At 45.7% G+C, this 12,913-nt stretch carries 7 protein-coding genes; all 7 read right to left on the bottom strand.

The window, feature by feature from the left end; translation table 11 throughout:
- Positions 1-26 precede the first annotated feature (26 nt).
- Entirely contained in the window at positions 27-926 is a 900-nt protein-coding gene (locus tag ABIE50_RS08890) for an alpha/beta hydrolase (protein WP_209864428.1), read from the bottom strand.
- A 42-nt stretch (positions 927-968) separates the two neighbouring features.
- Complete coding sequence (locus ABIE50_RS08885; protein ID WP_209864430.1) at positions 969-3,158, bottom strand: glycoside hydrolase family 3 C-terminal domain-containing protein; 2,190 nt, start codon at positions 3,156-3,158, stop codon at positions 969-971.
- A 58-nt stretch (positions 3,159-3,216) separates the two neighbouring features.
- Positions 3,217-4,677: a cellulase family glycosylhydrolase gene (locus ABIE50_RS08880; RefSeq protein ID WP_209864432.1), complete on the bottom strand. Its 1,461-nt coding sequence runs from the start codon at positions 4,675-4,677 to the stop codon at positions 3,217-3,219.
- 25 nt (positions 4,678-4,702) lie between these two features.
- Positions 4,703-5,920 (bottom strand): glycan-binding surface protein, encoded by a 1,218-nt coding sequence (locus ABIE50_RS08875; protein ID WP_209864435.1) that lies wholly within the window; start codon positions 5,918-5,920, stop codon positions 4,703-4,705.
- 22 nt (positions 5,921-5,942) lie between these two features.
- Complete coding sequence (locus tag ABIE50_RS08870) at positions 5,943-7,514, bottom strand: RagB/SusD family nutrient uptake outer membrane protein (RefSeq protein WP_209864437.1); 1,572 nt, start codon at positions 7,512-7,514, stop codon at positions 5,943-5,945.
- Between the two features lie 27 nt (positions 7,515-7,541).
- Positions 7,542-10,697, bottom strand: coding sequence for a SusC/RagA family TonB-linked outer membrane protein (locus tag ABIE50_RS08865; RefSeq protein ID WP_209864440.1), 3,156 nt, complete (start codon positions 10,695-10,697; stop codon positions 7,542-7,544).
- A 614-nt stretch (positions 10,698-11,311) separates the two neighbouring features.
- Positions 11,312-12,904 (bottom strand): RagB/SusD family nutrient uptake outer membrane protein, encoded by a 1,593-nt coding sequence (locus ABIE50_RS08860; RefSeq protein ID WP_209864443.1) that lies wholly within the window; start codon positions 12,902-12,904, stop codon positions 11,312-11,314.
- Positions 12,905-12,913: the final 9 nt, after the last annotated feature.

The raw sequence follows: 12,913 nt of genomic DNA, 5'->3' as shown, positions 1-12,913 counted from the left end.
TCTGGTATTTTTTTCCCCTCTTATAACTATTTAAAAACCTGTTGGAAAAACAGGTACAGGTTACGATCCCACTCAGTATTATCATGCCCGTTAGTATCTACATTCCAGACATGTGGGATGCCAGTTTCACTAAGGTACTGATGGGCCTTTTCACTGATCCGGAAAAGGCCGTCTTTGTTACCGCATCCTATCCATAACAGTTTCAGCTTTTCCCGGGCAGCTTTAATATCAGGAACAAATTGAACATCCGTATACATGCCACCAAACTTGTTGGTATTGGGTGCGGAAGAGAATCCGCCTACATAGGCAAATGTTTCCAGGTGATGCAAACCTATATTTAAGGACTGTCCTCCGCCCATCGACAAACCTGCCAATGCACGGTGTTCGCTGTTACTGATAGTGGAATAATGCGAATCGATGTATGGAATTATATCTTTCAACAGGTCATCCTCAAATGGTTTTCTGTATCCTTCAAAATTATCTGCCCTTCCTGAACGGCTGGCAGACGATGTATCTGTTACAGTAAGCCTGGTATCGCAGTTGGGGAAAACCATCACTACAGGCTGGATTTTGCCCTCTGCAATGAGGTTGTCTGCAATGTTATCTGCCTGGCACCATTCAATCCATTGACGGTAATCTGCCCCCAAACCATGCAACAGGTACAGCACAGGATATTTCTTATCCGGGGAATACCCGGGAGGCGTATATACGCTCATTTCCCGGAGCTTCCCAAGCGTTTTGGATTGGTACTGAACCACTGTTAATTTCCCGCGGGGCACATTACTACGCTGCGCATTAAACCCGGCAGGCGGATCAGGAAAAGTAGGTACCGTATCCGCCTTAAAGGAAACCTTATCTGTTTGGGCCAGGCAAATATGGCTGGCAATAATAAATAGGATCGAAATAAATAAATACCTGTTACTCATTTTATTTTTTATAATGTTCTATACGATCTTTGGTATTTAATCTCACTTCACCAGGATATTCACAGAGGATGAAATATTGCGGGATGAATTTCCAATATGTAATACAAAATCACCTGCTTCTACATTCCAGGACTTCTTTGCCTCATCATAAAATGCCAGATCAGCAACTTTCACCACCAGTTCAACCGTTTTCGTTTCGCCAGGCTGAAGAAAAACTTTTTCAAAAGCCTTCAATTCCTTTTCAGGGCGTAACACAGAACACTGCGGATCACTTACATACAACTGCACCACCTCTGCACCTTCCCTGGAACCTGTATTTGTTATCGTGCATTTTACATGAATAGTTTCATCCTTACCATAACTGGTTTTGTCTGCAGAAAAATTACTGATTGAAAACCCGGTATAGGAGAGCCCGTATCCAAATGGAAACTGAGGAACAATCTTCTTTGTATCAAACCAACGATATCCTACTAAAATATCTTCTTCATAATTTACACTAAGCTCTCTTCCCGGGAAATTACCCAATGCGTGCGCAGGCGACTGGTCCAGTGATACCGGCAATGTAAATGGCAGCTTACCCGAAGGGCTCACTTTACCACTCAACAGGTCAGCCACCGCATTGCCTGCTTCCATCCCGCCAAACCAGGACCATAATATTGCGGGCACCCGTTGAACAATGCCTGATAATTTTACCGGTGATCCGGCTATAATAACCACCACGGTATTTGGATTAGCCTTTGCTACTTCACGGATCAATACATCCTGCCCATAAGGCAGGTCCATATTCTGCTTATCAGAAGATTCTGTATCAAAATCATGATTTAATCCTCCAAAAACGATCACCACTTCTGATTCTTTTGCCACTTTAACGGCTTCGTCAATTAATTTCCAATCAACCTTATTAACGTTTGTCTGACCGGTATTGCTGCCTTCTTTAAAAGAGGATTGCTTTTCATATCCCCGGGCAAAGTTGATCTTTACATCAGCTCCGAATTTTTTCCGGATAGCCTCCAGCGGCGTAATTTCGTACAGCGCCTTTATTTCAGAGCTCAGCCCTCCATCGCAATGCCTGCGCGTAGCATTATCGCCGATAATGGCAACCGACTTTATTTTTTTGAAATCAACCGGAAGTATATTTCCATTATTCTGTAATAATACTGCTGCTTCAACGGCATCGTTATATGCTGCCTGCTGATGCTGCGGCGTATTCATTTTTCCCTTTTCCCGTTTTCCTTCATCAAACATTCTGGTCGCCATCATCACCCGCAATATGTTCGCTACCTTTTCATCAACAACCGCAACGGGAACTTTCCCCTCCTTTACAGCGCTGATCAATGGATCGGCAAAGTACCATTCATCGTAGTCTTTCTTATCCGTTCCCATTTCCAGGTCAAGCCCGGTTAATGCCGCTTTCACAGTGGAATGTGCTGCTGCCCAGTCGGTCATCAATACCCCTTTAAAACCAAACTCTTTACGAAGAATTTCCCTGTTCAGGTATTCATTTTCAGAACACCAGTCGCCCCTGAATTTATTGTACGCCGCCATTACCGTGTAGGCGCCGCCTTCCGTTACCGATGCTTTAAATCCCGGCAGGTAAATTTCCCGTAAGGCGCGCTCACTCATGTGCACATCAACGGAATCTCTATGTGTTTCCTGGTTATTGGCCAGCCAGTGTTTTACGCTTGCGGCCACATCTTTCGACTGCAACGCCCTGATATAGGCAACAGACATTTTTGAAATAAGCAACGGATCTTCGCTCATGTACTCAAAATTCCTTCCACAAAGCGGTGAACGGATAATGTTGATACCAGGTCCCAGTAAGATGTCCTTTTTCCGGTAACGGGCCTCTTCTCCCAATACAATCCCACGCTCATAAGCCAGTTTAGGATTCCAGGTAGCCGCCAGTGCAGTTCCCGGCGGAAAGCAGGTAGCAGAGTCATTGGTCCACCCGGCATAAGCCCAGTCGTGCCGGTTTATTTCCGCACGCACCCCATGCGGGCCATCGCTCAATGCCCATTCCGGAATCCCCAATCTCGCTACTCCTGATACATAAAACTTTGAATTTCCATGCAGCAGGCTAACCTTTTCTGCCAGGGTCATCCTGCGTACCAGGGAACGGATCTTTTCCTCCCGCTTACTGTCATTTACCGGCAACTGTGCGCTGGCCATACCTCCTATCAACAGGCCGGTAAGCCCCAGCACCAGTTGCCTTGCTATTCTTTTAATTTCCATCAGGTTTCAAATTCTTTTATTACGCTTAAGCCGCTCTTTAACAGGAAGAATTGTAAAGTTAATTGCCACCTGCCCTGAGTGCATTCATAGTGCGTTGATCAAGCACTGTATTATTACGCCTGTCCAGCGCGCCGCCGGTGTCCCAGTAAAAGGGCTTCATACCATTGGCAATTGCCTGCCTGGTTACATACGTCAGCCAATAATCAACAGCATCATTGTGAGTGGCCAGATCCTTGGGCACGTACCTGCTGTTTCCGCGCCGGTAAGTACCGTATTCACCTAATATAACAGGGATCTGTTTACCGGTGAATTTCGTTTTCATAAGACTCATAGATTTATCCACTTCGCTTTCTTCACCCCAGGTAGCATTGCGTTCAGGCTCAATGGTAGAATGATGGCCGGCGCCCCAGTAATAAAACATTTTGCCCCAGGATGCATCGCCGTCCATCAGTATACAGAACTGGGGAGGAGAGTAATAATGTACTTCCACCATCATGCGGTCTTTCACGGCATCAACAGGAAGTGTATTCATCAGCTCATTGCTTTTTTCAATATTCGTTGATGGCCCCTGCACCACAAGTACCCGGTAACTGTTGCGCCCACCGGTAGACCGCACCGCATTGACAAAAGTTTGATGATAACTGCTGAGAACGTCCATCTGTTCGGCATTTTCTGCGGCAGGTTCGTTGGCGCTGGCAAACATCAGGTGCTCATCAAAATCCCGCATTTTGGTAGCGATCTGTTCCCAGAATGCTTTTTGTTTTGCATTAACAGAATCCTGCTTTGCCCTGTTAATATTGTTTTCCAGCCAGCCGCCATCCCAATGGATGTTGAGTAGCACATACATGTCGTTATTCACGCAATACTGTACTACCTGCTTTACGCGGTTTAACCAGTCGTCCTGTATTTTGGCAGTAGCTTTATCCGAATGCTGGTCCCATGAGCAAGGCAGCCGGATGGCGTTAAATCCCTGCTGTTTTACAGCCTGGATATAGCTTTCACTGATCAGGGGATTTCCCCAGGCAGTTTCTCCGCCAATAGCTTCCATGGTATTTCCAATATTCCAGCCCAGTTTGAATTTTGCCGCCAGCTGTACGGCATTGCTTCCCATACCGCTTGCATCTGCCGGCGCCGGTGATATATTGTAGCTTGGATATAAACTGCCCGACTGTTGTATATTAATCCTACGTACCTGGCTGCTTCCGGCGTTGATCATCAACACCGCCGACCGGCTTGCGCCGGTGTTATTAGGTACGGTGGTTACCCTGACAGCTGCGTTTCCACTATTACCACTTGTCTGGCTTACCTGCAACCAGGCGGAAGCCGGATTGCTGACGCTCCAGTTTACATTACTGGCAATAGAAACGTCCGTAGCGCCTCCCTCGGGCTGGAAAATAATTTCTGATAAAGAAACTGACAACTCTGGTGTAACAGTGCTCTTCTTACTACAACACACAGCCGTCACGGCAAAAAGGAGAAGGCCTATAATTACATACCTTCTGCTGATTCTCACATTCATATAATCGGGTTAAAAGTTATTGATACTACTTAATTTTCACCACCCTGATATTATCAACAGCGGCCTGTAAACCGGAAGCCGAAGGAGAGCCGGAAAAGTTTTTGGTCTGGATATTTACAGCACCGGTGGCAGTGGCTCCCAACAAAGTGGTCAGGTCAGCAGCTGCCGTGCCTTTACCATCATTGGTTCTGAACAGCGATAAAGGAATCGTTACAGTATGCCAGCCTTTTGTAGTAAAAGGAGTAACAGCACCATTAGTGCCTTGCCAGGGTTCATACCGGGCCAGGTAATCGAATGCGTAACCTTTTACTACATAAATAGAAGTACCGCTCCATGCAGCCGGAACATTGATCTCAAACTTCAAAGCATAATCATCAATGGAAACGCCTAAACTATCAGTAGGAATCCACTGAACATCGTTGGTATTTATGCTCCGTCCCCCATTCCACCAGTTACCATCACCTGCCGGCAATACGTCGTTTTTCAGCACCGCATAGTAGCCCCTGTTTCCCGGGAAAGCGACGCTGCTGTTATCGGTGTTGGTGCCCCAGCTAAAGGTGTTGATATCATCAAAATTGCAGAGCACACCTGTTTTATCATCATTCACATTATAAGGGGTGGTAGCAATCCCGGATTTGGTATTGACCACCACCGGCCCGCTTTGGGTAAGCGCAGGCAGTACAAATCCGACAGAGGTACCATCAGTAGCTTCCGAAAAATGAGTGATCGCTGTACCTGCAAAGGAAAGTTCACTTATAAAAAATAAATTCAGCCCGGAGATGTACACGGAATCACCCTCTTTGGCATTTTCATTGGAAACAGCGGTGATGGACGGCGGTGGCGCAGCAATGCTGAATGTAAAGGTAGTGGCCCCCTGCCGGGTAACATAGCGGATGGTGTTAAGGCTTTCCGCAGGTACCGATGGAAATGGTATCACCTCAGGTACCAGCACTGTAGCGCTGGTATCGGAAAACAATACGCTGTTGATGGAAGCCGGTACGCCATTAAAGGATATCTGTACTGCATCCTTTAAATTGTGCCCTATCAACACTACCCGCTGACCGGTAATGATAGTGCTGACAAGAGTGTCTGCAGGAGACGCTGCGTAATTTCTAACGCTTGTTATTTCCGGGCCTCCTGTTGTTACATCCTTCTTACAGGCAGATTGTATACAGGTAAAAATCATCGCGAGCACAAAAAGCGGCCAGCTTCTATATATTTGGTGGAATGTTACTTTATTCACGGTATAATAGTTTTAGTTTCTTTTAATAATATGATACCGGGGGTTCCTGCAGCTTTGGATTAGCAGTCACCTCAGAAGAAGGTATTGGGAAAGTAAAGCTCTGGATAGTGGGAGGAGTGATGACCCCGTATGGACTGGCAGGTGTTAAAACACCGTCTGTCAACGTAAAGGTTACGCGCGCTTCACCTTTTAATTTATTGATTGCTTTTGTGGGATTATAATAAGATAACCTCACCAGGTCTGTCCAGTACTGCCCTTCTGCTGCCAGCTCAATTCTTCTTTCAAGCAGCACGCTATCGGCATCTATTTTAGGTGCGGGGAGCATTCCTGCCCTCGTGCGAACTTTGTTAAAATATAAAAGGGCATCAGCATCGCTTGTGGAACCATTGTTACCCAGTATGGCCTCCGCATACAGAAGATAAACATCCGCCAGTCTTAGTAATGCATTGTGCTCTGTGGAAGAGGTTTGAGTCATGGTGGGGGCGCTGTTATCCTTGTTTGTGCCGATAATATGTTTTTTCAGCGCACATGAGCCGGTATATTTAAATCCACCGCCGGCGGCATTCAGCTCAGGATAATAGTCGCCGTTGATCATAAACGTAGCCTTACGCCTTATTGAATCTCTTGTAGCGTATAACTTGTACATATCCACTGTTGGCCCTATGCCAAACCAGCCGGCCGAGCCATTGGCAGATATTTCGGGGCTCGTGGAGTAGATCTGCAGCATATTGCCTTCCAGCCAGGAGCCGCCCGGAGCCCATTGCAATGCAAACAGTGACTCAGGATTATCATTAAACTGGGTTTTAAAAATATCTGCATAATTACCTACCAACGCCAGCCCGCTGTTCTTACACACATTTCCTGCGTATTTTGCTGCGCTATCAAGGAATTGCTGGTTCCTGGTGCCCTGCTGGTTCAACCCCGCAGCTGTTAAATAAACCTTTGCCAGCATACCCTGCGCGGACCAGGTAGTTACTCTTCCTCCAACATCGGCAGCGGGAAGGTGACTGGCTGCAAATGTCAGGTCATTGATCGCAAATTTATATACGTCTTCCGTTTTTATACGGTTAACCAGGGGAGTGATAATCAACTTGCTGTTATCTTCAATCACAGGAACAGCGCCCCAATGCACGGCGAGATTATAATAGGCATACCCGCGTATGAACCGGGCTTCAGCTATTGCAGCATTCTTGTCCCTATCGGGAATTGTATCAGGTGCTTTTTGCTGGATGGCACTAATGGTAACATTACAATGTGCGATGATCTTATACATCGACTTCCAGTTGGCGATCATAATCCCGTTCATACCGGTAACGGTAAAAGTATTCAATTGTACCGCATCTCCCCAGTAACCTACCGCCATATTTCCACTCAGCACATCTCCAACAGGCAAATAGCAGTTATAGTTCCAGTCGGCCCAGGGGCTGCCCGCATACAACGCCGCCGTTGCCAGCCTCAGATCATTGGTGCTTTTATAAAAGTTATCGGCACTTATTTGTGACAATGGCGGACGGTCCAAAAAACTTTTGGAGCATCCTGTCATTGTTATTATTATAAACAGGAACACAATTATTTTGTCCAATATTGATCTCATAACTATTGATATTGACAGATGAATATTTTATTTATTCAATTTAATGCTGGCTCCAACGGTAAACACCCGTGGCTGCGGATAATAGCCACCATCCACGCCGGCGCTCAGTGGGTCCCATGATCCGATCTCAGGATCCATTCCCTTATAGTTGGTAATGATGAAAGCATTTGAAACATTGACATAAACTCTCAGGTACTTAATACTGGCCTTTGAAATCAGGCTTTCCGGAAGCGTATATCCTAAAGAAATATTCTTACATCTTAAAAAAGATCCGTTTTCCACGAACTTATCAGAGTTCCGGTTATTATCATTGGTATTATCATTTCTTATTCCCACAATCCTGGTTTCCGGGTTGGTCACCTTTATATTATTAATATCAGTGGCGCTTCCGTTCGGATCAATTAATGTAAGTTTTGCATAGTCCATTAATGACCTGAGATATCCGTAACTGGTACCAGGATATTCACCATTTATACGAAGCTGGTTATATACTTTATTGCCAACGTTGGCGGCAAAAAATATATTCAGGTCAAAATTTTTATACGAGAAGGTATTGTTGAAACCAAGCTGGTATTTAGGTATGGGAGAACCCAAAAACGTTTGATCATGTTCATCAATTACGCCATCGCCGTTAAAATCCTTGAACTTCAGATCCCCGTACCAGATGCTTCCACCGGCAGCCCCTACAGGTAAAGGCACACCATTTTTAGTTGGTAAAGCGTGGGTCTTGAAATCCTCCGGTGTCGCAAATACTCCTCCATCGATCACATACCCGTAAAACTCTCCAATAGACCTGCCCACAACGGTTTTGCTATATTGCCTGTCCAGCGAAGCACCATCAGTGTTAAGCTTCAATACTTCGTTGATATTGCGCGAAACGGTTACATCAGTTTTCCAGGTGAAATTTTTCCCTTTAATATTGGTTGAACTGATCCTGAAATCAAAGCCCTTGTTATTAACTGTGCCCACATTCACGTAAGGCGCATCCAGTGCGCCCGGCGCGTAACCGATAGACGTACCGGAATACAGGGGCAAAGGGATCTGCAGCACCAGTCCATCCGTTTTACGATTGTAGAAATCCACAGAGAAATTTATTCTCCAGTTAAAGAGCGTACCGTCCAGTCCTATATTTGCATACTTTGTTTTTTCCCATTGTACATATGGATTACCCACATTCTGGGTGAGCTGTGCGATACCTGTTAGTCCGGTAGCTACTGTAGCCAGCGTTGATGTATAGGCGTAATCGCGGATATTCTGGTTATTTGTTAAACCATAGCCCAAACGCAGCTTTAACTCATTCAGTGCCTTAACCTGCTTCAGGAGCTCTTCATTATTTAATTTCCAGGCAAAAGCGCCTGAGTAGGTAGTTACCCAGCGGTTCTCAGGAGCAAACTTAGAGGAGCCATCTGCCCTGACATTGGCGGTGAACAGGTATTTATCATTGAGACCAAAGTTTAAGCGGCCAAAGTATGATTCCTGGGCATTTTGTCCTTTACTGCCAGCGTTGGTGGCGGTGGTTGGATCCCCGCTGCTGATCACCTGTACATTGTTGGAAGGGAAATTAGTTCTGCCTGCAGAAGAATTTTCATTGGTTCCCAATTGTGCTTCATGGCCCAGCAACACATTTACATTGTATTTGTTTTTAAACAAATGGGCATAGGTCAGGAAATTCCTTATGGTACTATACAGGTTCTGGGAAAAATTATAAGATGCGCTGTTGGTAGTGTTTTTTACAAGCCCAAAGGTATAGGAGGGATTAAACCGGTCTTCTGTAGCCATCGAAAAACTTCCTGTTAGCTCGTTCCGAAGGGTCAGGTCTTTGGTAAATGCAATTTCAGCATATAAATTTCCAAAAAGCTGGTTCCTCTTTACCTCATCTTTATTAATAAGGGCGATGGCATAGGGATTTACAGTGCTATTCACCCATCCATTCGGATTATAGGCGCCACCCCAGCTGCCATCTTCATTTTTCACCGCTATATCCGGTGTCTGACTTAATGCCGTATTAATTACATTGGAACTGGTAGAATTCACACTTTCTTTTATGTTAACCAATTGCAGGCTGGTACCGATCTTCAACCAGTTGGTCGTTTTATTGTCAAGATTCAGTCTTAATGACATCCTGCGAAAGTTGGAGCCGAGGGCTATACCTTCCTGGTTGAAATAGGAACCGGACAGCAGGTATTGGGTTCTGACATCTCCCCCGCTGATAGTGAGCGTGTGACTGGACATCGGGGCATTTCTGAAAAGCTCCTTCTGCCAGTCGGTGCCATCGCCAAGGTACTTGGGATTCGCGAATTCCGGGCGGGTATCAAATCCCCATCCCAATCCGGTGTTCCTGTCGTTTATAAAAGAGGCATATTCTCTCAGGTTCATCAGGGGCAACTTTTTAGGTATCTGCTGATAGCCGGTGTACATATCGTAAGTAATGCTGGGCGGAGCGATCTGACCCCGTTTGGTGGTTATCACTATTACACCGTTGGTGGCCTGGGAACCATAAATGGCCGTTGCAGAAGCATCTTTCAATACGTCAACAGATTCAATTTCAGACGGGTTGATCCCTGCCAGTGGATTCACACCGGCGCCCAATGTGGCAGTACCGCCAATAATAATCCCGTCGATAACGTACATAGGCGAGCCGCCTCCAAAAGAAGACAGGCCGCGGATCTGTACAGATACCGCTCCGCCGGGCTGACCAGATATTTGCTGGGCTACCAGCCCGGGAACTTTTCCCTGCAGGGCCTGGTCAAAGGTCACCGGTTGCGTTTTACGGAGTTCATCACCGGAAACAGAAGAGATAGCGCCGGTTACATCGGGGCGTCTTACCTTACCATAGCCAATCACCACTACATCTCCCAGCTGCGAAATATTTTCCGTCAGCGCTATTTCGATAGGGGTGGCTTTATTTATCACTACTTCTTTCTTCTGATAGCCTATTATGGTAATTACCAGGGTGTTCCCCAGAGAAGCATCAATGGTAAATTTGCCCGCTTCATCGGTAATAACAAAGCGATTGGTGTTTTTTAAGGTAACGGTTGCCCCGGGGATGGCAGAAGAACTTTTATTGATGACCCTACCGGCTATTTTTATTGTTTGTGCAGAAAGGCTTGTGCTGGAAAGGAACCCCAAAAGGATACCCAATAGCGGCAGTATTCGCGAGCGAATCATTTTGGTTGACTTCATTTGATAATTTTTTACTTGTGTGGATGATTATCCCCGATAGGCGGAGATGACATTTCATTAGGCCAGAACATTCATAACGGGAGCCAGGCTATTAAAGCGGCAATTTTTTCAAGAGCTGGTCTTATTATCCATTTATTAAATATGACCTGATAACTATAAAATGTACTTTTGAGGTGAGTGAAATGGTAAAGACATCATAACGGTAAAAGGACGGCCGTGTTCTATCCTATGAACAGAATGGCCTGCCAACTCCCTAAATGGGACACAGGCTGGCATGTGAAGTGGTTGTAATTGTAGTTTCATATACGTGGATTAAATGTTGTAAAGCTATAGTTATAGCAGCTCATTCATGGGGTCTGGTTGATTCAACTAGGGGCGCCAAATGTTACAAATAGCCTGTCATTCTTCAGATCCCCTGATCGCTGCCTGTATAGAGATTATCGTTTTCCCGGTTACGCGTTATAGAAATAACACCCGGTTATTAGAAAATCAGGAAAGCCGGAAGCGTCATGTTTGCATTCATCCAACATCGGCAATTTCTCCCAAACCGGCTTTCCTGATCTATATTATATTATATTATTAGAATGGATGATTTTAAGGGAAACAGGGGGATCTTACCACCCGGCGTTTTGTTTCAATACATTATTAGATAAAGTAATCTGGGAATATGGTACCTGTACCAGGCCTTTTGTTTCCACGATCTTCGAGGCTAAAATGGTTTTGGTGGTATTTACGCCTCCATTTTGAACCGTTGTAGACTCGGCAATGGCCGCTGCGGCAACATTTATACCCTGGCGAAGCAAATCCCAGTAACGGATGCCTTCCGCGGCGAATTCCAGTCGTCTTTCGTTCATAATATTCTCCTTATTTACCGGAATCTGCACAAAAGCAGCACCAAATGCCCTTTTGCGAACATCGTCAAAGTAAGTTTGCGCACCGGCAGCACCCAATTCAGCTGCCATTAACAATACATCGGCATAGCGGATAGACACATAATCCTGGAACTGGCTGATCATAAAACTCGCTCCTCCCATTTTTTCTGCCAGGCTTCTCCCGGCCTCATCTGCCATAGGGGTATATTTTTTAATGTTGTAGCCTGTATACTCCCGCTGATCCTTTATATTCTGAAAATCGAGCTTTTCATCCTTTATGGAGATGATAGAGGCATTTCTGCGGCTATCACCCGGAGCATAGGCATTCCAGAGCTTTGGATTCACTGTGGCGCCTCCCCAGCCCATTCCGTATGGATAAATACTTTGAATACGGATACCATACATTACCATCCAGGTGTTACCATCTACATTTCCATTCCAGTCGCTCGTATAGGTATACTTGATAGCAAATATGGTTTCTTTATTATCCTCCCCTACATAACTATTCAGTGAAGCTGCGGGCCATAAGTTGGCAAATTTGTCGACCAAACCAAATCCGCCGTTATTAATAACATCCTCCAGGTAAGCCAGGGCCTGTGCTTTTGACACGGCTCCTACCAGGTCGGGCTTATTGTAATAGCCGGTGTAGTACAGGTACACGCGGCCAATCAGTGCCTCAGCGGCCCATTTGGTTACCCGTCCGCGGGTGGAAGGGTCCTGGCTGCCATAACTGGTGGCTGCAAGGTTAGCAGCCGCAAATTTCAGGTCGTCGGTAATCAGTTTGTAAACATCGTCCGGATTGGCCTGTGGCACATTATCAGTGGTAGGCTTAGTGATCAATGGAACATTACCCCATAACCTTACCATATCAAAGTAACAATAGGCACGGATAAATCTTGTTTCCGCTTCATAGGTATTGCGCAAACTGGTATTCCCCTGCCAATCTATCCCGTCGAGGTGCGACAACAACATATTGGCGCGGTAAATAGCCTTATAATAAAGGCTCCATGAATCACCAAACATATCCTGGTCGGAAGGAGAACGGAGCTTGTCAAATTCATCCATCATCTGATAGCCGAAGCCATCAGCATTGCCTGTAGCGCCAAACGCTTCGTCAGACATGATGGTGGAGGCAACAGGAAAGGCTACCCCACCGGACCATACACGTTGTAATCCGTCATAAACACCTACCTGCGCTTTCCAGGCATCATTCGGTGTTTTGTAAAAGTTCTGCTCAGTAGCAGAGGTCACGTCTTCTGTATCCAGAAAGCTCTTTTTACAGGCCATCAATGATAACAATGCGGTAACCAGTATATAAGATTTTAAGTTTTTCATCGCCAATTC

It is taken from the genome of Chitinophaga sp. OAE865 (genome assembly GCF_040546735.1).
Lineage (GTDB): Bacteria > Bacteroidota > Bacteroidia > Chitinophagales > Chitinophagaceae > Chitinophaga > Chitinophaga polysaccharea_A.
This window is presented reverse-complemented; position numbering and strand designations above follow the sequence as displayed.